The following is a 21,389-nucleotide window of genomic DNA, read 5'->3' on the forward strand; positions in this document are numbered from 1 at the left end:
CCTACGCCGCGACCAGGTACGAGAAGACGGACTCGAGGGACTCGTCGGACGGCGAGACCGTCAGCAGCCGGATGCCGTGGTCCCTGGCCACCCGGGGCAGCAGGGCCGTGAAGCGGCCGAAGTCGACGGCCTGGACGCGCAGCGCGCCCTCGGCGTGGTCGACCTCGATGCCGGACGTCGACGGGTCGGCGATCAGCGCGGCCGCTAGGGCCCGGTCGTCGCTGGAGCGCACCAGATAGCGGTGCGGCCGGTCGGTCATCAGCCGGCGGATCCGGCGGAAGTCGCCGCTGGCCGCGTGCCGGCCGGCGACGACGACCTCGATGTGCCAGGCGAGCTGCTCGACCTCTTCGAGGATGTGGGACGAGAACAGCACGGTGCGGCCCTCGTCGCCCATGCGCCGCAGCAGGTCCATCAGCTGCATGCGCTGGCGCGGGTCCATGCCGTTGAAGGGCTCGTCCAGGAGCAGCAGCGAGGGGTCGTGGACGAGGGCGCTGGCCATCTTCACGCGCTGGCGCATGCCCTTGGAGTAGGTGGAGATCTTCCGGTCCTGCGCGTACTCCATCTCGACCGTGGCCAGCGCCCGCTGGGCGGCCTTGGCGCCGAGGCCGTGCAGCTCGGCGTTGGCGACGACGAACTCGCGGCCGGTGAGGAAGTCGTACATCGCCTCGCGCTCGGGGACGATGCCGATGTGCTTGTAGATCGACTCGTTGCGCCACACCTGCTGTCCGTCGAGGGTGACGGATCCGGTGGAGGGGGCCAGGAAGCCGCCCATCATGTTGATGAGGGTGGACTTTCCGGCGCCGTTGGGGCCGAGGAGGCCGGTGACGCCGGGGCCGATCGTCATGGTGATGTCGTTGACGGCGACCACGTTGCCGAACCAGCGGGAGACGTGGTCGATGGAGAGGGTCGTCATCAGAGGCCCACCTTCTTGTAGCGGCGCAGCAGGAGGCCGTAGCTCGCGGCGATCAGGCCCAGGACGACGAGGACGTACACGGCGCCTTCGCCGCTGCTCGGGCCGATCCCGCCGGGGAAGGCCGAGTCGGCGCCGAGGAACGCGGACTGGAGCCCGTCGATGAGCGTGACGGGCGAGAACAGGCCGATCCACGGGACGGCCCCCGTGCTGTCCTGCGCGTCGGCGATGGCCTGGAGCGTGGAGACGGCGCCGTAGGAGATGGTCAGGACGGCGATCACGGCGGCGATACCGAAGCCGCGGCGCGGCGTGACCGAGGCGATGACCAGGCCGATGCCGGAGAACAGCAGCGAGAGCAGAGCCACCGAGACGAGTCCCTGCGCGAACCCCTTGGTCTGGTCGGTGAAGTCGAGTTTGGCCAGCAGCGCGCCCACGTAGAGCACGAGCAGCGGGGCCGCGGTGAGGATGAACATCGCCGAGGCCAGTGCCGCGTACTTGGCGCGCACGTAGTCCGCGGTCTCGATCGGGCGGGAGAAGTACAGCGGCACCGTCTTGAAGCGCAGGTCGCGCGAGACGGCCTGGGGCGCCTGCGAGGCGACGTAGAGGCTGATGACGGCCTGCATGATGATCGCGTAGCGCGTGTAGTCGACGGGCAGGTCCTTGGCCTTGGTGGCGACCGCGACGGCGACCATGATGGCCGCAGGCACGCACATCACCACGAACAGCAGCATCGGCAGCACCTTGGACTTCACCGAGCGGCCGAGGCCGTAGGCGCCGCGCAGGGACTGCGAGTACAGCGAGCGGGTGGCGTAGGAGCGGCCGAGGCGGGGGCCGTCGTAGGAGCGGTAGCCGATGTTGTGGATGCGGGTCTGGTCACCCGGTACGGCGGCTGCGGGGTGGTCAGTTGCCATGGCCGACGGCCTCCTTCCGGTCGGTGTCGTGGTCCGTGAAGACCTCGGAGATGTGGTGCCTGCGCTGTTCCATGCGCACCAGGCCGAGGCCGAGGTCGGCGACCAGGTCGCGCACCAGGTCGTAGGTGTCCTCGCCCCGCGCGGTCAGCAGCAGGATGTGCCCGGCGCCGGGCAGTCCGCTGCCGGCCTCGACGTCCACCCCGCGCGCGGTGAGCGCCTCGCGCAGCGCGCGGGTGCCGTCGGGGTGCTCGTCGGTGTCGGTCACCTCGATCGCGAGCGTGGTGGTGGTCTGCGTGAAGTCGGTGGTGCGGCTGGAGCGCAGCAGCTTGCCGCCGTCGATGACGACGACGTGGTCGCAGGTGCGTTCCAGCTCGCCCAGCAGGTGCGAGGTGACCAGGACCGAGATGCCGAAGTCGGTGTGGATGCGGCGGATCAGGCCGAGCATCTCGTCGCGGCCGACCGGGTCGAGGCCGTTGGTCGGCTCGTCCAGGAAGACCAGCTGCGGGTCGTGCACCAGGGCCTGGGCCAGCTTGACGCGCTGCTTCATGCCGGTGGAGTAGCCGCCGATGGGGCGGTAGCGCTCCTCGTACAGGCCGACGTGGCGCAGGGTGTCCGCGGTGCGTTCGCGGGCGGCGGTGGGCGGCAGGCCGGACATGCGGGCCATGTGCACGACGAACTCGGTGGCCGAGACGTCGGGCGGCAGGCAGTCGTGCTCCGGCATGTAGCCGACGCGCTCGCGGATGGCGGCGCCCTTGGTCGCGACGTCGAGTCCGAGCACCTCGGCTCGGCCCTCGCTCGCGGGGGACAGACCCAGCAGGATCTTGATCAGGGTGGACTTGCCGGCTCCGTTGGCGCCGACGAGTCCCGTCACACCGGGCCCGACGTCCATGGAGAGCCGGTCGAGCGCGGTCACCCGCGGGAACCGCTTGCTCAGGCTTTCGGTCGCGATCACAGTCACGGGTTCGACGGTAGTGACCGCGACCACTCGGGTCGTCAGACCGGAGAGCCGGTTGGAGGTCCATCTGGAGTTGTACGAACCCCTGAGGGAACCCCTGCCTGAGGGCTACGCGCCACCGTCCGTGCTCCCACGGGACTTCACGGGCCGCACTGTTGACGTTCGCTCTAACAACTGCCACATTCACCGGGGTCGGGACGGCGGCGAAGGAGAGGCCACGGTGCTGGAGGGCGCGCGGGAGCGCAGGGTGAGGACCGGCGGCATCGAGCTGTGCGTCGCCGAACTGGGGGACCCGGGGCGGCCGACGGTGGTCCTGGTGCACGGCTATCCGGACAGCAAGGAGGTGTGGTCCGAGGTCGCGCCGCGGCTGGCGGACCGCTTCCACGTCGTGCTGTACGACGTCCGGGGCCACGGCCGGTCGACGGCTCCGCGGCCGCTGCGGGGCGGGTTCACGCTGGAGAAGCTGACGGACGACTTCCTGGCGGTGGCCGACGCGGTCAGCCCGGACCGCCCGGTGCATCTGGTGGGACACGACTGGGGCTCGGTGCAGGGCTGGGAGTTCGTCACCACCGCCCGCACGAAGGGACGCGTCGCGTCCTTCACGTCGATGTCCGGGCCGTCGCTGGACCACTTCGGGCACTGGATCGGCCGGCGCGTGAAGCGGCCCACCCCACGCCGGATCGGCCAGCTCCTCGGCCAGGGCGCCAAGTCCTGGTACGTGTACCTGCTGCACACGCCGGTCGTGCCGGAGCTGGCCTGGCGCGGCCCGCTCGGCAAGCGCTGGCCGGGCATCCTGCGGCGCCTCGAGAAGGTCCCCGGCGGCGACTACCCGACCTCGTCGCTGCCGGCCGACGCGGCGCACGGCGCGTGGCTGTACCGGGACAACGTGCGGGCCAGGCTGCGCCGGCCGCGCCCGGACGCGTACGCGCACGTGCCGGTGCAGCTCGTCACGCCCCTGCACGACCCGTTCCTGTCGGAGCGGCTCTACGACGAGCTGGAGCGGTGGGTGCCGCGGCTGACCCGGCGCACCCTTCCCGCCGGGCACTGGATCCCGCGCACCCGGCCGGACCGGGTGGCCGCCCTGATCGACGACTTCGTCAGCTCCGTCGAGGGCGGCGCGCCCGGGACACCGGTCGTCGCGGCCGGCGCGCACGCCGACCGCTTCGCCGGGCAGCTCGTCCTGGTCACCGGGGCGGGCAGCGGCATCGGGCGGGCCACCGCGCTCGCGTTCGCCGGGGCCGGGGCGCGCGTGGTGGCCGTCGACCGGGACGCCGGTGCCGCGGCGCGCACCGCCGAGCTGTCCCGGCGGGCCGGGGCCGCCGAGGCCTGGGCGCAGACGGCCGACGTCTCCGACGAGCAGGCCATGGACAAGCTCGCGGCCACGGTGGCCGCCGAGTACGGCGTGGTGGACGTCCTGGTGAACAACGCCGGGATCGGGCTGGCGGGCTCCTTCCTGGACACGACCCCCGAGGACTGGCGGAAGGTCCTCGACGTCAATCTGTGGGGCGTCATCCACGGCTGCCGTCTCTTCGGCGGGCAGATGGCCGCGCGCGGGCAGGGCGGCCACATCGTCAACGTCGCGTCGGCGGCGGCGTACCAGCCCTCCAGGGCGCTGCCCGCCTACAGCACCTCCAAGGCCGCCGTGCTGATGCTCAGCCAGTGCCTGCGCGCCGAGCTGGCCGGGCAGGGCATCGGGGTCACCGCCGTGTGCCCGGGCTTCGTCAACACCGGCATCACCTCCGCCGCGCGCTGGGCCGGTGTCGACCCGGAGGAGGAGAAGCGGCGCCGGAAGAAGTCGGCGCGGCTGTACGGGCTGCGGAACTACCCGCCGGAGAAGGTGGCCGACGCGATCCTGCGGGCGGTGGCGCGCGACCGGGCCGTCGTGCCGGTGACGCCGGAAGCCCGCGCGATGTACACGCTGTCGAGGTTCACGCCGAGGGCGCTGCGGGGCGTCGCCCGGCTCAAGCCGCCGCTGTGAGGGGCCCGCGTCGGCTGCGGTCGCCGGCTGTGGGCGTCCCGTTGTCCACAGAAGAGCCCATGCTTCTGTGGATAACATCCCTTGGCTGTGGATCAAACGTCCGGAGGAAAACCCGTCGCGTGATCCGCGTCTCTCCCGGCACGCTGACGGCATGGACGACAGACGCACCGTGAAGGTGTCGAAGTACCTCTCGAAACACCTGCGGCACCAGCCGGAGCGGATCGGGCTGACGCTCGACGAGGGCGGCTGGGTGGAGATCGACGCGCTGATCGCTGCGGCCGCCGCGCACGGATTCCGCCTCACCCGCGAGGAACTGGACCACGTGGTCGCCACGAACGACAAGCGGCGCTTCGCCGTCGAGGGCACCCGGATCCGCGCCAGCCAGGGCCACAGCGTCGAGGTGGAACTCGGTCTGGATCCGGCGACCCCGCCGCCCTGCCTCTACCACGGGACCGTGGCCCGCCATCTGGAGGCGATCCGCGCCGAGGGCCTGCGGCCCATGAACCGGCACGACGTGCACCTCTCGCCTGACCGTGAGACGGCGACCCACGTGGGCGCCCGCCGCGGCAGGCCCGTCGTACTGTCCGTGGACGCGGCCGCCATGCACCGCGACGGCCATGTCTTCCAGGTCAGCGCGAACGGGGTGTGGCTGACGAAGGCCGTGCCGCCGCGCTACCTCCGCTTCCCAGGGCCACACTGACCGTTTCACGTGAAACCGGGCGGGCCGCATAGGCTCGGGGCATGAGTCTGCGTCTGAGCACCGTGATCCTGCCGTACCGCCGCTGGCACGAGGGGACACGTGAGACATGGCTGCGCGCGGAGCAGCTCGGCTTCCACGCCGCGTACACCTACGACCACCTGTCCTGGCGCACCTTCCGGGACGGACCGTGGTTCGGCGCCGTGCCGACGCTCACCGCGGCTGCGGCGGTGACCGAGCGGATGCGCCTGGGGACCCTGGTGACCTCGCCGAACTTCCGGCATCCGGTGACCCTCGCCAAGGAGCTGATCTCCCTCGACGACATCTCCGGCGGGCGGGTCACGCTCGGCATCGGGGCGGGCGGCACGGGCTTCGACGCCACGGTGCTGGGCCAGGAGTCCTGGACGCCGCGGGAACGCGCCGACCGGTTCGCCGAGTTCGTGCCGCTGCTGGACCGGCTGCTGACCGAGGAGTCGGTGTCGTACGAGGGCAACTTCTACTCGGCGCACGAGGCGCGCAACATCCCCGGCTGCGTGCAGCGGCCCCGGCTGCCCTTCGCGGTGGCCGCGACCGGGCCGCGCGGACTGAGCCTGGCCGCACGGTACGGGCAGGCGTGGGTGACCACCGGCGATCCGAAGCTGTACGAGAGCGGCACGTCCGAACAGTCGGTCCAGGCCATCCGGGGACAGGCCGAGAGGCTGGCCGACGCCTGCGCGGCGATCGGACGGGACGCGGCCGGGATGGACAAGATCCTGCTCACCGGGTTCACCCCGGACCGTGGCCGTCCGCTGGAGTCGCTGGACGCCTTCGTGGACTTCGCCGGCCGCCACCGGGAGCTGGGCTTCACCGAGATCGTGATCCACTGGCCCGTTCCCGACTCGGACTTCGCCGCGGACGAGAAGGTCTTCGAGCGGATCGCGACGGAGGCTCCGGCGCAGCTCGGGCAGACCGGGGAAGGATGACGGGGGCGCCCTGCCCGGGTGCTGAGGGCCTGACCGGGTGGGTGCTGGGGGCCTTCCAGGGGGCGCTCGACGGCGGTAATCACTCACATGTGCGGTCTCCCGCACGGCCGTGCGGGCATATGCGGGAGAATGAGCGGGTGACCTCAGCGACCCGCCAGCCCGAGCCCCCGGCCGCCCTCGCACCGCCGCGGCTGATCGCCACCGACCTCGACGGCACCCTGCTGCGGGACGACCAGTCGGTCTCCCCGCGCACGGTCGCCGCCCTCGCCGCCGCCGAGGAGGCGGGCATCGAGGTCTTCTTCGTCACCGGCCGCCCGGCCCGCTGGATGGACATCGTCAGCGAACACGTCCACGGCCACGGCCTGGCCATCTGCGGCAACGGCGCCGCCGTGGTCGACCTGCACGACGGCCCCGGCGCCCACCGGTTCGTCACGGTGCGCGACCTGGCCCGGGACAACGCGCTGCACGTCGTACAGGTGCTGCGCGAGGCCGCGCCGGGCACGGTGTACGCGGTGGAGCAGACGTACGGCTTCCACCAGGAGCCGGACTACCCCAAGCTGCACATGGAGGTCCCGGACCACCTCCTGCCCGCCGAGGAGATCCTCGCGGCGCAGGGGCCGGCCGCCGCCGAGCCGGTGCTGAAGATCCTCGCCTACCATCCCGACCTCGACCCGGACGGCTTCCTGACCACCGCCCGCCTCGCCGTCGGCGAGCACGCCAACGTCACCCGCTCCAGCCCCAGCGCCCTGCTGGAGATCAGCGGCCCCGGCGTCTCCAAGGCCAGCACGCTGGCCCTGTGCTGCGCCGAGCGAGGCATCTCGCACGAGGAGGTCGTCGCCTTCGGCGACATGCCGAACGACGTCGAGATGCTCACCTGGGCGGGCCGCTCGTACGCGATGGGCAACGCGCACCCGGACGTGGTCGCCGCGGCCTCGGGCCGGACGGTCGCCAACAACGACGACGGTGTGGCGATCGTCATCGAGCAGATGCTGGCGGAGTGGTTGTAGGCCAGGCCCGCCCTGTCGTCCGGGCCGGGCCGGCGTCGCGGGCCCTGGCCACGCGCTACTGGCCCAGGGGCACTCCTCGTGCCGTCAGCCACGGCACCGGGTCCACCGCCGATCCCGCCTCCGGAGTGACCCGCACCTCGAGGTGCAGGTGCGGGCCGGTGGAGTTGCCCGTGGTGCCGGACTGCCCGATCCACTGCCCGGTGGTCACGCGCTGGCCCCGGTCGACGGCGACGGCGGCGAGATGGGCGTACTGCGTCCAGTAGCCGCCCGCATGCTCGATGACGACCTCCATGCCGAAGGGACCGCCGCACGACACCCGCACCACGCGACCGGCGCCGACCGCCCGCACCGGGGTGCCGATGGGAACCGCGAAGTCCTGCCCGGTGTGCCGGTTCGCCCAGCGCGTGCCTCCGCTGCCGAAGCCCGCGGACAGCACGTAGTCCTCCACGGGCGCGACCCACCCGCTCGCCGGCCGCGCCGGCGGCTGGTCGAGGCGGACCGCGCCCCGGCAGGCGCCCGCGGCGGCCGCCGCGTCCGCCCGGCCCTGCAACTGCCCCCGCGCCTCCTCGAGCAGGCGCTGGAGGGCGTCCTTCATGGCGGCGAGTTCGGTGCTGCGCTTTCTCAGCGACCGCCACGCCGATGCCGCCCTGGCCTCGTCCGCGGTGAGCCGGGCCTCGGCCCGGCGGCTCCTGTCCAGCGCGTTGTCGAGCACCAGGCTCTCCTGGGAGAAGAGGTGCTGACCGCGCATCAGCTCTTCCGGGCTCCTCGCGAGCACGATCCGCGCCGTCAGCGGCAGCCCGCCACCGCTGCGGTACTGGGCGCGGGCGATGCGCCCGAGGCCGTCGCGCAGGACGCCGAGTTCCCGCCGCTCGCGCACCAGCAGCGCCTCCAGCCGCCGGGTCCGCGCCCGCTGCGCCTCGGCCTCCTGCCGGCCCTTCTCGTAGCGCTGCGTCACCACCACCGCGTCCTGGTACAGGCGGGCCACCCGCGCGCTGATCGCCGTGTCGCCGGCACCGTCGCCCTCGACCGCGCCGGCCGGCCGCGCCGAGGGCGCCGTCAGCGCGCACAGCAGCGCCACAACGAGCAGAGGCCGGCGATGAGGTGAGCACATGTCAGCGATCGTGCCCGCGACGGTCCCACGGCGCCTGTTCACGTCGTGCACCCGGGGGACCGCCGGCCCCGAACGGCCCAGTCCGGGACAGTCCGGCCCCCGCCGCTACCGCGCTGCCGCCAGCAGCTCCGACTGCTCCTCGCGTTCCAGCATGTCGCTCAACGGCCCGCCCGCAGCGGCCAGTTCCGCGTAGGCTCCGCGCTGCACCACCCGCCCCGCGTCCAGCACGACGACCTCGTCGACGGCCCGCAGACCGGCCAGCCGGTGGGTGATGAGCAGCGTCGTGCGGCCCTCGGTGGCCGCCAGCAGGTCGGCGGTGAGCGCGTCGGCCGTCGGCAGGTCGAGGTGTTCGGCGGGCTCGTCGAGGACCAGGACCGGGAAGTCGGCAAGCAGCGCGCGGGCCAGCGCCAGCCGCTGCCGCTGTCCGCCCGACAGCCGGGCCCCATGCTCCCCGACGAGTGTGTCGAGCCCCTCGGGCAGGCCGTCGGCCCACTCCAGCAGCCGGGCGCGCCTCAGGGCGGCGCGCAGCTCGTCCTCGGTGGCGTCCTTCTTGGCGAGCAGCAGGTTCTCGCGCACGGAGCTGTCGAAGAGGTGCGCGTCCTGGGCGCACAGTCCGACGAACCGCCTTACGTCGTCGCCGTCGAGCGCGTACGCGTCCACACCGGCCAGCGTGTACGAACCGGCGCCCGCGTCCAGGAAGCGCAGCAGCACCTGGGCCAGCGTCGTCTTGCCGGAGCCGGAGGGGCCGACGACGGCGATCCGGCGCCCCCGCTCCAGCGTCAGGTCGAGGCCGGCGAGCGCGTCCCGGTCCTGTCCGGCGTGCCGGGCGGCCAGGCCGCGGACGACGAGCGGGAACGGCGAGGCGGGCGCCTGCCGCGGCTGCTCGGGTTCCCGTACGGGCTCGGGGGCGTCCAGCACCTCGTACACGCGCTCCGCGCTCTTGCGCACCCGCTGCCGGTACTGCACGGCGAGCGGCAGCCCGAGCACGGCCTCGAAGGCGGCCAGCGGGGTGAGGACGACGACTGCCATGGCCACGCCGTTCAGCCGCCCGTCGGCGACCGCCTGGGCGCCCACGAGGGCGGCGACGGCGACCGTCAGGCCGGACAGCAGGGCGGTGAGCCCGTCGCCGAGCGCGGTCGCGGTGGCGGCGCGCGAGGCGATCCGGGTGAGCGTTCCATCGACCCGCCGCGCCTCGGCGGTGCGCGCGGGCAGCGCGCCGGCGACGGTCAGCTCCGCGGTGCCGGTGAGCAGGTCGGTCACCCGCGTCGCCAGCGCCCCGCGGGCGGGGGCGAGCCTGCGCTCCGCGCGCCGGGCCACGGCGCCGGTCACCAGCGGGACGCCGGCCCCGGCCGCGAGCAGGCCCACGGCGAGCGCGGCGCCGGCCTCGGGCAGCAGCCAGGCGGTGAAGGCGACGGACACGGCGGACACGACGACCGCGGCGCCCGCGGGCAGCAGCCAGCGCAGCCAGTAGTCCTGCAGGGCGTCCACGTCGGCGACCAGCCGCGAGAGCAGATCGCCCCGGCGGGTCCGCCGCAGTCCGGCGGGCGCCAGCCGCTCCAGACGGCGGTAGACGGCGACCCGGGTGTCGGCCAGCATCCGCAGCACGGTGTCGTGCGACACGAGCCGCTCGCCGTAGCGGAAGACGGCGCGCCCGATGCCGAAGGTACGCGTCGCCGTGACGGCCACCATCAGGTACAGCACCGGAGGCTGCTGCGAGGCCCGGGAGATGAGCCATCCGGAGGTGGCCATGAGCCCGACGGCACTGCCGAGCGCGAGGCTGCCGAGCAGCAGGGCGAGGGCGAGGCGTCCGCGGCGCGCCGCGGACATGGACCGCACGCGGGCGAGGACGTTCCGGCTGCCCGAGGGCGTCTGCGCCGTCTCGGGTTCGAGCGGGGCGGCGGGGAGGGGGGACGTCGTCCCTCCGGCGCCGCGCACCTCGGCCGTCGCGTGCTCCGCCTGAGCGGCGGGGGCCGGCTCATGAAGCCGCACGATCCGGTCGGCCACGCCGAGCAGCGCCGGCCGGTGCACCACCAGCAGCACCGTCCGCCCCACGGCCAGACGCCGCACGGCCTCGACGATCCCGGCCTCGGTGGCTCCGTCCAGGGCCGCCGTCGGCTCGTCGAGCAGCAGCACGGGCCGGTCCGCGAGGAACGCCCGGGCCAGCGCAAGGCGCTGCCGCTGCCCCGCGGACAGTCCGGCGCCGTCCTCGCCGAGCACCGTGGCCGCGCCGTCGGGCAGCGCGTCCACGAACTCCAGCGCCCCGGCGTCCTCCAGCGCGCGCCGCACGGCACCGTCGTCGGCGTCGGGGCGGGCCAGCCGCACGTTCTCGGCGATGGTGCCCGCGAACAGGTGCGGACGCTGCGGCACCCATGCGATCCGTGACCGCCACTGCTCCAGGTCGAGGCCGGCGAGGTCGGCTCCGCCGACCGACACCCGCCCCTCGGCCGGCCGTACGAAGCCGAGGAGGACGTTCAGCAGCGTCGACTTGCCCGCGCCGCTCGGCCCCACGAGCGCGACCGTCTCTCCGGGCGCGACGGCGAAGGACACGTCCGAGACGGCGTCGTCGGCGCGGCCCGGATAGCGGACGGTCACCCCCTCGAAGGCGAGGGCGCCCTCCGGCACCGCACCGTTCCCCGAGGCGGGCACCGGCGTCTCCAGGACCGCGAAGATCTCCTCGGCGGCGGCCAGTCCCTCGGCGGCCGCGTGGTAACGCACGCCGACCTGCCGCAGCGGGAGATACGCCTCCGGGGCCAGGACCAGGATGACCAGGCCGATGTAGAGGTCCATCTCGCCGTGGACCAGGCGCATGCCGATCGTCACGGCGACCAGCGCCACCGACAGCGTCGACAGCAGTTCCAGAGCGAAGGAGGAGAGGAAGGCGATCCGCAGGGTGCGCATGGTGGCCTGCCGGTACTCGCCGGTGATGCGCCGGATCGACTCGGCCTGCGCCTTGGCCCGCCCGAACACCTTCAGCGTCGGCAGGCCGGCGACGACGTCCAGGAAGTGCCCGGACAGCCGGGACAGCAGCCGCCACTGGCGGTCCATCCGGGACTGGGTGGCCCATCCGATGAGGACCATGAAGACGGGGATGAGGGGGAGCGTCGCGACGATGATGGCCGCCGAGACCCAGTCCTCGGTGACGATCCGCGCCAGCACCGCCACCGGCACGACCACCGCCAGCCCCAGTTGCGGCAGGTAGCGCGAGAAGTAGTCGTCGAGGGCGTCGACCCCGCGGGTGGCCAGGGCGACGAGCGATCCGGTCCGCTGCCCGCCGAGCCAGCCGGGTCCCAGCTCGGCGCTGCGCTCCAGCAGCCGCCCGCGCAGTTCCGACTTCACCGCCGCGCTCGCGCGGTGCGCGGCGAGTTCGGTGAGCCAGGACACCAGGGCCCGCCCGCACGCCACGGCCACCAGCAACAGCAGCGGAGTACGGAGTTCGGCGACAGACATGCCGTGCTGGAAGGCGCCCACCACCGTCTCGGCGATGAGCATCGCCTGCGCGATGACCAGCCCGGCACCGACGGCGCCCAGGCCGACGACCGCCATCAGGAAGAAGCGGGTGGCGCGGGCGTACTGGAGGAGTCGGGGATCGATCGGTTTCACGTGAAACATGCCCTTCGGTTCAGGGAGGGTGTTTCACGTGAAACATGACGGAACATCGTGAAACACCCTCCCCGGCAGATTCAGTGCACAGCTCCGGCGGCAGTGTCGGCGGCGATGTGCTGCGTACCGATCCGCTTGCGGAACACCCAGTAGGTCCAGCCCTGGTAGAGCAGCACGATCGGCGTGGCGATCCCCGCGCACCAGGTCATGATCTTCAGGGTGTACGGGCTCGACGAGGCGTTGGTGACCGTGAGGCTCCAGTCGCTGTTGAGCGAGGACGGCATGACGTTCGGGAAGAGCGTCAGGAAGAGCATCGCCACCGCCGCCACGATGGTGACTCCGGAGAGGGCGAACGACCATCCCTCACGCCCGGCCTGGTTCGCCACAAGGGCGGCGACCAGCGCGGCGACCGCCACGACCAGCGCGACCAGGCTCTTGCCGTCCCCGCCGTCGATCTGCGTCCACAGCAGGAAGACCAGTGCAGAAACAGCGGTGGCGAGACCGACCCGCAGGGCCAGCTTGCGCGCCCGCTCCCGGATGTCCCCGAGCGTCTTGAGCGCCGTGAACACCGCCCCGTGGAAGGTGAACAGCGTCAGCGTCACCACTCCGCCGAGCAGGGCGTACGGGTTGAGCAGATCCCAGAAGGTGCCGACGTATTCGCGGCTCTGGTCGATCTTGACGCCCCGCACGATGTTGCCGAAGGCCACGCCCCACAGCAGCGCGGGTATCAGCGAGGTCCAGAAGATCGCGTTCTCCCAGTTGCGCTGCCAGTTCTCCTCGGGCCGCTTCGCCCGGTACTCGAAGGCGACGCCCCGCACGATCAGGCAGACCAGGATGATCAGCAGAGGCAGGTAGAAGCCGGAGAACAGCGTGGCGTACCACTCGGGGAAGGCGGCGAAGGTCGCGCCGCCCGCCGTGAGCAGCCAGACCTCGTTGCCGTCCCAGACGGGCCCGATGGTGTTGATGAGCACGCGCCGCTCGGGCCGGTCGCGGGCGAGCAGCTTGGTGAGGATGCCGACCCCGAAGTCGAAGCCCTCGAGGAAGAAGTAGCCGATCCACAGGACGGCGATGAGGATGAACCAGACGTCGTGAAGGTGCATGACTTCAGCTCCTCGGCCTAGTACGAGAAGGCCATCGGCTTGTCGGCGTCACGGGTGTCGCCGCCGATCTTCGTGGGCGGATTGAGGTCGGCCTCGGTGAGCTCGGGCGGGCCGGCCTTGACGTACTTCGCCAGGAGCTTGACCTCGACGACGGCGAGGACGGCGTAGAGCACGGTGAAGACGATCATCGAGGTGAGGACCTCGCCCTGCGAGACGCCGGGGGAGACGGCGCTGCTGGTCTGCAGGACACCGAAGACGGCCCACGGCTGGCGGCCCATCTCGGTGAAGATCCAGCCCCAGGAGTTGCCGAGCAACGGGAAGGCCAGGGTCCAGATCGCCGCGAGCCAGTACAGCCTGCCGATCTTGGGGCTGAGCGCCTTGTCCTTGAACAGGACCAGATGCGGCACCTCGTCCTCACCGACGCGCAGGTGCTGCGGCAGCATGAACTTCTTGCGGGTCAGCCACAGGCCGGCCAGGCCGATGGCGAAGGACGCCATGCCGAAGCCGATCATCCAGCGGAAGCCCCAGTAGGTGACGGGGATGACCGGACGGTAGTCACCCGGCCCGTACTTCTGTTGCTCGGCCTTGTTGACGTCGTTGATGCCGGGGACGTGCGAGGTGAAATTGCTGTCGGCGAGGTAGGAGAGGAGGCCCGGCACCTCGATGGCCACCTTGTTGTGGCCCTTGTCCACGTCGCCGACGGCGAAGACCGAGAACGGCGCCGAGTCCTGCCCGTCCCACAGCGCCTCGGCGGCGGCCATCTTCATCGGCTGCTGCTTGAACATGACCTTGCCGAGGAAGTCGCCGCTGACCGCGGTGAGCAGACCCGCGATGACGACGGTGACCAGGCCCAGCCGCAGCGAGGTCTTCATCACGGTCACGTGCTTCTTGCGGAACAGGTGCCAGGCGGCGATGCCGACCATGAAGGCGCCGCCGGTCAGGAAGGCCGCGGACAGCGTGTGGAAGACCTGGGTGAGTGCGGTGTTCTGGGTCAGGACGTGCCAGAAGTCGGTGAGTTCGGCACGGCCCTTCGCCTGGTTGATCTTGTAGCCGACGGGGTGCTGCATCCACGAGTTGGCCGCGAGGATGAAGTACGCCGACAGGATCGTGCCGATCGCGGTCATCCAGATGGTGGCCAGGTGCAGCTTCTTCGGCAGCTTGTCCCAGCCGAAGATCCACAGACCGATGAAGGTGGACTCGAAGAAGAAGGCGATGAGCGCCTCGAAGGCGAGAGGCGCGCCGAAGATGTCACCGACGAAGCGCGAGTAGTCGGACCAGTTCATGCCGAACTGGAACTCCTGCACGATGCCGGTGACCACGCCCATCGCGATGTTGATCAAAAAGAGCTTGCCCCAGAACTTCGTCGCCCTGAGGTACTTCTCCTTGTCCGTGCGCACCCAGGCGGTCTGCAGGCCGGCCGTGAGGGCGGCGAGCGAGATCGTCAGGGGGACGAAGAGGAAGTGGTAGACGGTGGTGATACCGAACTGCCAGCGCGCCAGTGTCTCCGGCGCCAAAGCCATTTCCACGTCGTGGTCTCCTTACGTGGCCGTGGTCACAAGCGGCAGTTTGCTCCAGGGCAAAGGCACAGGAACGGAGCAACCGGGACACGTTTGTGAACGCGTTCACATTCACAAGGAATTATGACGCATACCCGTTCGGACCGGGATGGGCGGGGGGTCCCTGAGGCCGACCGACCGGCCCCCCATGGACAGGGCCGCCCGGCCCATGGCGGCGAAAGGGCTGCTCACGGAGGGTCGACACGAGGTCGGCGGCGAACGGCGGGCGGGCCGCGCCGCCCGCCTGTGAGGTTCCTCTCGGCCGTGCGGCCGGCATACCAAGGGCCTGTCCGGCGGATCATGCCGGACAGGCCCTGGTCGCCGCACTGGCCCGCGTCAAGACGGGGGCTACAGCTCCTTGCGGAACTCTTCCGTCACCTTCAGGAAGATGTCGTTCGCCTCGGTCTCCCCGATCGTGACCCGCACACCCTCACCCGGGAACGGCCGCACGACGACGCCCGCCTGCTCGCACGCCGCCGCGAACGCGGCCGTGCGCTCCCCCAGCCGCAGCCACACGAAGTTGGCCTGGGTCTCGGGCACCGTCCAGCCCTGGGCGCGCAGCGCGTCGACCATGCGCGTGCGCTCGCACACCAGCGAGCCGACCCGGCCGAGCAGTTCGTCCTCGGCGCGCAGCGAGGCGATGGCCGCCTCCTGCGCGATCTGGCTCACCCCGAAAGGCACCGCGGTCTTGCGCAGCGCCGCCGCCACCGGCTCGTGCGCGATCGCGAAACCGACGCGCAGGCCCGCGAGGCCGTAGGCCTTGGAGAAGGTCCGCAGGACGCAGATGTTCGGCCGGTCGCGGTAGAGCGCCACGCCGTCGGGCACCTCGGGGTCGCGGATGAACTCGCGGTAGGCCTCGTCCAGCACGACCAGCACGTCGGAGGGCACCCGGTCGAGGAACCGCTCCAGCTCGGCCCGCCGCACGACGGTGCCGGTGGGGTTGTTGGGGTTGCAGACGAAGATCAGACGGGTCCGGTCGGTGACCGCGTCCGCCATCGCGTCCAGGTCGTGCACGTCACCGGGCGTCAGCGGCACGCGCACGGACGTCGCGCCGCTGATCTGCGTGATGATCGGGTACGCCTCGAAGGACCGCCAGGCGTAGACGACCTCGTCGCCGGGCCCGGAGGTCGCCTGCACCAGCTGCTGGGCGACGCCGACCGAGCCGGTGCCGGTGGCCAGGTGGGAGGGCGGGACGGCGAAGCGCTCGGCGAGCTCGTCCACCAGGCCCGTGCAGGCCATGTCGGGGTAGCGGTTGAAGGAGGCGGCGGCGGCCGCCACGGTCTCCATCACACCCGGCAGCGGGGGGTAGGGGTTCTCGTTGGAGGACAGCTTGTAGGCCACCGGTCCCCCGGCTGCGGCGGGCTTGCCCGGCTTGTAGGTGGGGATACCCTCCAGCTCGGCGCGCAGCTTGGGGCTCGTCTCGCTCACCGCAGTCCTCCTCATGACCACCGGCATCCAATACTTCTCACCTTATGAGGATTCGGGGCCGTTGCGTACAGGTGCGCGCTGACCTCGTACTTTCCGACGACATCACGGGCATCGACGTACGAATCCCCATGAAACCAGGGGCGCTGTCACATATATCTACGCGCCGGTGGCTCGCGCCGTGGCGCGCATCGCTCGTGAAGGTGAGTTGAGACCTCTTCGAAACATCGGTGACTTGGCAGGCTCATGCGTGCCGACAAGTCACGTAATGCCATCGAATCGCTCAACTGGCTTCGTTTCACAGGACGTTAGTGGCAAATGACCATGCAGAAACGTGCCTGTCAACGCGTGCATATGCGTCCGCCCTACCCCACCGCATGAGCCCTACTATCGGCTCGCCATGACAGCAGCAGGGAAGCACCAGGTGAGCCGCGCGGAAACCTCACGGCGAGGCAGCCGGCCGGGCCGGGCGGGCATCAGAGACGTGGCCGCCGCCGCCGGAGTCTCCATCACGACCGTCTCCGACGCCCTCAACGGCAAGGGCAGGCTCCCGGACGCCACCCGGCGCCATGTGCGCGAGGTCGCCGACCGGCTGGGCTACCGTCCCTCGGCCGCCGCCCGGACCCTCCGTACCGGCAAGTCCGGCCTGATCGGTCTGACCGTGACGACGTACGGGGATGAACCTTTCACCTTCACCGAGTTCGCCTACTTCGCCGAGATGGCCCGCGCCGCCACCTCCGCCGCGCTCGCCCGCGGCTACGCGCTCGTCATCCTGCCCGCGACCTCGCGGCACGACGTGTGGTCGAACGTCGCCCTGGACGGCACGGTCGTCATCGACCCCTCCGACCAGGACCCGGTCGTCAGCGAGCTGGTCCGGCAGGGCTTACCGGTCGTCTCCGACGGCCGCCCGGCCGGCGCGCTCCCGGTCACCGCCTGGGTCGACAACGACCACGAGGCCGCAGTCCTCGGCATCCTCGACCACCTGGCCGACGCCGGCGCCCGCCGCATCGGCCTGCTGACGGGCACCACCACGGACACGTACACCCACCTGTCGACCACGGCGTACCTGCGCTGGTGCGAGCGCGTCGGCCAGGACCCGGTGTACGAGGCCTACCCGGCACACGACCCGTGCGCGGGCGCCGTCGCCGCCGACCGGCTGCTCGCCCGCCCCGACCGGCCCGACGCCGTCTACGGCCTGTTCGACCCCAACGGCACCGATCTGCTCGCCGCCGCCCGTCGTTACGGCCTGCGGGTACCGGACGACCTGCTTCTGGTCTGCTGCAGCGAGTCCACCGTGTACGCCAACACCGAGCCCCCCATCACCACGCTGTCGCTGAAACCGCGCCGGATCGGCACGGCCGTGGTGCAGCTTCTCATCGACGCGATCGAGGGGGTCGAATCGGACCAACCGGTCGAGCAGGTGATACCGACCGAGTTGATCGTGCGCACTTCCTCGCAGCGACGCCCGCAGCGGACGACGGTCAGCCCGCCGCGGTCGCCCGAGGAGGAGTAGAAGAGGTACCGTCGGCAGACGGTCGAAGCCCTGCTCAACCGGGGCGAAAGCCACAGTGAACAGGACTCTTGTTCCGATTGAGCACCCCTGGGTCATCACATGGCGCGATCCGCGTTCCTATGATGGGCCCACGACACCGCGGGCCGCTGCGACCAGGCAGTCCGAAGCGGTGCAGATGCGGCGCGATGGTGGAGGGGTCTGATGACTCAGGGGGCCGGTCAGGGACCCGAGGTGGAGCGGACGGCGACGCTGCGCGACTTCCGGGTACCGGCGTACGTCCACGAGACCGGTCCGTACGGCCACAGCGCGCACCCCGGCGATGTCGTCCCGCCCCACGAGGCCGCCCACCCGGAGGGCTACACGCCCACCGAGCGCGACCTGCCCGTCATCAAGCGCGGTGACACGCTCCAGGTGACCGTCGCCCCGGCTCCCGCGCCCGCCCCGCCGCACACCGACGGGCCGGGACCGCTGTACGTCGTCGGAGACGTGCACGGCTACCTCGACGAACTGGTGGCCGCCCTGCGCGAGAAGGGCCTCATCGACGCGGCCGGCCACTGGAGCGCGGGCACCGCCCGGCTGTGGTTCCTCGGCGACTTCACCGACCGCGGCCCCGACGGCATCGGCGTCATCGACCTCGTGATGCGGCTGTCCGCCGAGGCCGCCGCGGCCGGCGGCTACTGCAAGGCCCTCATGGGCAACCACGAGCTGCTGCTGCTGGGCGCCAAGCGGTTCGGCGACACCCCCGTCAACTCCGGCGCGGGCACCGCCACCTTCCAGGCGGCCTGGCTGCTCAACGGCGGCCAGAAGACCGATATGGACCGCCTCCAGGACCACCACCTGCAGTGGATGGCCCGCCTCGACGCCGTCGAGGAGGTCGACGGCTACCTGCTCGTCCACTCCGACACCACCGCCTACCTCGACTACGGCGACTCGATCGAAGCGGTCAACGACACCGTCCGCGAGACGCTCACGCGCAACGACGCCGACGAGTGCTGGGACCTCTTCCGCAAGTTCACCAAGCGCTTCTCCTTCCGCGACGAGGGCGGCGCCGACCACGTCCGCTCCCTGCTGGATACGTACGGCGGCACCCGTATCGTTCACGGCCACAGCCCCATCCCGTATCTCCTCGGCCAGGTCGGCTCCGAGGACGGCGGGGACGACAGCGGTCCGGTGGTCGAGGGACCGCACGTCTACGCCGACGGACTGGCCATCGCCATGGACGGCGGAGTGACCATGGCCGGAAAACTGCTGGTCCAGCAGCTTCCGCTGGAGGCCTGAGCGTTCACCGGGCAGGCGCCCCCGCTCGCCGGGAGCGCTCCCAACAGCGCAGGCCAGGGCCCAATTTCCGGAAACCCCCTGTCACCGCGCGCCCCCACCGCTCTACCATCGGCTTATCCGTAGCAGGCTCCCCTCCGTTTCTGCCCGACGGCTCGTTGTCATGCGAGCCCCAAGCCCTACGGAGCATCGGGGGATGCACATGAACAGCATTCCGCAGCACCTGCTGAGCGAGGACCGCCAGGAATACGAGCGGATCCTCGATGAGGCGCTGCGTCTGGCACCACACCGCCCGGAACTCGCCGCTGTGGGACAGCGGCTCAACTCCGAACAGCTGCGCACCATGGCGCTGAACGCCACCGCGCTCATCACGGCCGCCGCGGCGGCCGAGTACCAGCACTACGTGAAGGTCCGCGAGGAACTGCGCCGGCCGGCGCCGCCCACCCCGTCGTCCGCCCACGCGTCCGGCCCGGACGAGCCGGGCACGGGCGGCGGGCTGGGGCTCGCCACCACGCTCGGCGGGACAGCCGAGACCGACGAGGCGGCCGGCGCGGGCGCCGTCGCCGTCGCCGCCGTCCTGACCCCCGTCCTCGCCGGAACAGCAGCGGCGATCTTCCTGCTCGTCGGCTACGTCATCAAGTCGTTCGCCCCCCACAAGGCGTTCGGCAGGACCCTGCTCACCGCCGGGTGGGTGTTCGGTGCCATGACCGCGGTCGCCATCCTCGTCGCCGCCGTCGGGCTCCTGCTCACCGCCCTGCGCAACAGGCCGTCGTTCGACGCCGGGTCCTACGGGGAGTCGGGCGCGGAGGTTTTCCGGGCCAGGGAAGCCTGGCGCGAGGCCCTGCTGGAACGCGGCGTCCTCCCGTTCCTGCGGGAGGCGCTCGAGGATCCCGCCACCGCTGCCGTACTCCGGCGGACGGCACAGCCCACGCCGAGCGGCCGCATTCCGCAACTCGGCTACGACCGGCCGGGGTTCAGCAGCCCGGACGACGGCCCGGCCGCCGGCCCGCGCCCGAGCTTCACGAGCCCGGACTACACCAGCCCGGACTTCGGAGGCCCGGAACACCGGCCGGAGTGACCAGGGCGGACGCACGCAGCCTGCGCCCTCCGGACCCCGGGGGCGCGCATGCCGCGCCTACAGACGCCTGATGATCTGCGCCTCGGCCCGTTCCACCGGCGTACGGCCGTAGGCGTGCACGAGAGAGAGGTGGAACAGCGCCGGCGCCAAGGGCGCCCACCGGTGGACGCGGTCGTCCCGCATCAGGTACTTGATCACCGTTGCCGGGTTGAAGGGTACGTAGTCGATGGTCGCGTGCTCCCAGCGGTCCGCGACGCCCCTGCTCATACGGGCCTGGAGGTCCGCGCTCCTGAGCTGCGTCAGCCTGGCGTGGAAGTGAGCGCTCCAGTGGCGCTTGTCGACGTCGAGCACGAACGCCAGGAGGTCGAGCGTGTACTCGTGCGGCTCCAGGGACAGCTCTTCCCGCATCCCCCGCCGGGCCACGGCGTGCAGGTCCGGCGCGTTCCTGCCCGACGAGTCGATGTGGCGGGACAGACCCTCGTTGACGGAGGAGTTCCAGACGCCCGGCGCCATGCGCACCCGGTCGCTGCGCCTGCTCACCACCAGCATGTCGTCGGCGGTGACGACGGCGATGTTGACGGCGAAGCTGCACTGGAGGAAGTCCGGCGCCTCGAGCGGCCGGTCCGGGTCCAGGTAGCGGGAGCGGGGTGTCGTGCCGTCAGGCAGCCGGCGGTCGAGTTGCTGGGCGGCCAGGAAGGTGTAGTAGTCGGTCGGCCTGAGCCTCAGGTGGACTTCGGGCGTCTCGTCCAGAGCGGTACGCGACAGGTCGAACGATTCGACCGCGTAACGGGGTCCGTTCCACAGAGGTGCGCGTCCCTCCGCTCGCAGGCTCTCGCTCTGCTCCGCGATCTCCGCTCGCCAGGGGACCATGTCCGGCGGCAGCTCCACCTCGCCGTCGAGCACGTGGATGTGGATCGTCTCGGACGGTATCGGAGACGTTCCATCCCCTTCGACGATCAGGGCTGAGGTGTGCAGGGGCCCGAGTGAGAACGTACGCCAGGCGGGTCCCGACTCGTCCCCACGCGCCAAGGCGCGGATCGCGCCGGCCGAGCGTCTGCGCAGGCGGTACCAGGCGTCCTGCAACGGCTGCTGGAACAGCACGGCGAACACCATGCCGATGACGGCGCCCGCGACTCCGTTGGCTACATCGATCCCATCCACGCGGAAGACAGTATGGATCTTGACGACGCCGAGCGGCTTCGTGTTCCTACCGTTACGATCGGCTACGTGCGCTGGACCGAGCGCCGCAACCTGGCGTGCTTCCTCGACCTCGCCGCCCGGGACAGGATCGACGTGGAGCCCCTGGTCTCC

The 21,389-nt window shown here is 71.6% G+C and carries 16 protein-coding genes; 7 read left to right on the forward strand and 9 right to left on the reverse strand.

Features of this window, described 5'->3' with window-relative positions; genetic code table 11:
* Position 1: 1 nt before the first annotated feature.
* Genes AB0G63_RS09000 through AB0G63_RS09010 form a run of 3 tightly spaced genes read right to left on the reverse strand, consistent with a single transcriptional unit; the run spans position 2 to position 2,773 of the window.
* Complete coding sequence (locus AB0G63_RS09000) at positions 2-913, reverse strand: ABC transporter ATP-binding protein (protein ID WP_360746531.1); 912 nt, start codon at positions 911-913, stop codon at positions 2-4.
* Positions 913-1,821 (reverse strand): ABC transporter permease, encoded by a 909-nt coding sequence (locus AB0G63_RS09005; RefSeq protein WP_360746534.1) that lies wholly within the window; start codon positions 1,819-1,821, stop codon positions 913-915. Before AB0G63_RS09005 ends, AB0G63_RS09000 begins: the two co-directional genes overlap by 1 nt.
* Entirely contained in the window at positions 1,811-2,773 is a 963-nt protein-coding gene (locus tag AB0G63_RS09010) for an ABC transporter ATP-binding protein (RefSeq protein WP_360746593.1), read from the reverse strand. The genes AB0G63_RS09005 and AB0G63_RS09010 overlap by 11 nt, the downstream gene beginning before the upstream one ends.
* Positions 2,774-2,996: 223 nt before the next feature.
* Here AB0G63_RS09010 and AB0G63_RS09015 point away from each other — a divergent pair, with 223 nt between their 5' ends.
* The 4 genes from AB0G63_RS09015 to AB0G63_RS09030 all read left to right on the forward strand — a co-directional run bounded on the left by AB0G63_RS09015 (position 2,997) and on the right by AB0G63_RS09030 (position 7,420).
* Complete coding sequence (locus AB0G63_RS09015) at positions 2,997-4,754, forward strand: SDR family oxidoreductase (RefSeq protein ID WP_360746537.1); 1,758 nt, start codon at positions 2,997-2,999, stop codon at positions 4,752-4,754.
* Positions 4,755-4,905: 151 nt separating this feature from the next.
* Positions 4,906-5,454: an RNA 2'-phosphotransferase gene (locus tag AB0G63_RS09020; RefSeq protein WP_360746540.1), complete on the forward strand. Its 549-nt coding sequence runs from the start codon at positions 4,906-4,908 to the stop codon at positions 5,452-5,454.
* A gap of 41 nt (positions 5,455-5,495) precedes the next feature.
* Positions 5,496-6,413, forward strand: a complete 918-nt coding sequence (locus tag AB0G63_RS09025; protein WP_360746543.1) for an LLM class flavin-dependent oxidoreductase — start codon at positions 5,496-5,498, stop codon at positions 6,411-6,413.
* A gap of 119 nt (positions 6,414-6,532) precedes the next feature.
* Positions 6,533-7,420, forward strand: coding sequence for a Cof-type HAD-IIB family hydrolase (locus AB0G63_RS09030; RefSeq protein ID WP_360746546.1), 888 nt, complete (start codon positions 6,533-6,535; stop codon positions 7,418-7,420).
* Between the two features lie 55 nt (positions 7,421-7,475).
* Here AB0G63_RS09030 and AB0G63_RS09035 read toward each other — a convergent pair whose 3' ends face one another.
* The 5 genes from AB0G63_RS09035 to hisC all read right to left on the reverse strand — a co-directional run bounded on the left by AB0G63_RS09035 (position 7,476) and on the right by hisC (position 16,215).
* A complete protein-coding gene (locus AB0G63_RS09035; RefSeq protein ID WP_360746549.1) occupies positions 7,476-8,531 on the reverse strand; it encodes a M23 family metallopeptidase in 1,056 nt (351 codons plus the stop codon).
* Positions 8,532-8,636: 105 nt separating this feature from the next.
* The gene (gene cydD / locus AB0G63_RS09040; protein WP_360746553.1) at positions 8,637-12,140 is read right to left on the reverse strand and encodes a thiol reductant ABC exporter subunit CydD; all 3,504 of its coding nucleotides are present in this window, start codon (positions 12,138-12,140) and stop codon (positions 8,637-8,639) included.
* 71 nt (positions 12,141-12,211) lie between these two features.
* Entirely contained in the window at positions 12,212-13,231 is a 1,020-nt protein-coding gene (gene cydB / locus AB0G63_RS09045; protein ID WP_360746556.1) for a cytochrome d ubiquinol oxidase subunit II, read from the reverse strand.
* 17 nt (positions 13,232-13,248) lie between these two features.
* Complete coding sequence (locus tag AB0G63_RS09050; RefSeq protein ID WP_360746559.1) at positions 13,249-14,757, reverse strand: cytochrome ubiquinol oxidase subunit I; 1,509 nt, start codon at positions 14,755-14,757, stop codon at positions 13,249-13,251.
* 378 nt (positions 14,758-15,135) lie between these two features.
* Positions 15,136-16,215, reverse strand: a complete 1,080-nt coding sequence (hisC, locus tag AB0G63_RS09055; protein ID WP_360746562.1) for a histidinol-phosphate transaminase — start codon at positions 16,213-16,215, stop codon at positions 15,136-15,138.
* Positions 16,216-16,612: 397 nt separating this feature from the next.
* Between hisC and AB0G63_RS09060 the strand changes: the two genes are divergently transcribed.
* From AB0G63_RS09060 to AB0G63_RS09070, 3 genes are all read left to right on the forward strand, one after another.
* Positions 16,613-17,725 (forward strand): LacI family DNA-binding transcriptional regulator, encoded by a 1,113-nt coding sequence (locus AB0G63_RS09060; protein WP_324790139.1) that lies wholly within the window; start codon positions 16,613-16,615, stop codon positions 17,723-17,725.
* A gap of 201 nt (positions 17,726-17,926) precedes the next feature.
* Positions 17,927-19,003 (forward strand): metallophosphoesterase, encoded by a 1,077-nt coding sequence (locus tag AB0G63_RS09065; protein WP_360746565.1) that lies wholly within the window; start codon positions 17,927-17,929, stop codon positions 19,001-19,003.
* Positions 19,004-19,196: 193 nt separating this feature from the next.
* Positions 19,197-20,078 (forward strand): hypothetical protein, encoded by an 882-nt coding sequence (locus AB0G63_RS09070; RefSeq protein ID WP_360746569.1) that lies wholly within the window; start codon positions 19,197-19,199, stop codon positions 20,076-20,078.
* 57 nt (positions 20,079-20,135) lie between these two features.
* Here the strand turns inward: AB0G63_RS09070 and AB0G63_RS09075 are convergent, their stop codons facing one another.
* A complete protein-coding gene (locus AB0G63_RS09075; RefSeq protein WP_360746572.1) occupies positions 20,136-21,239 on the reverse strand; it encodes a hypothetical protein in 1,104 nt (367 codons plus the stop codon).
* Positions 21,240-21,389: the final 150 nt, after the last annotated feature.

The organism is Streptomyces sp. NPDC020996 (assembly GCF_040641355.1).
GTDB lineage: Bacteria > Actinomycetota > Actinomycetes > Streptomycetales > Streptomycetaceae > Streptomyces.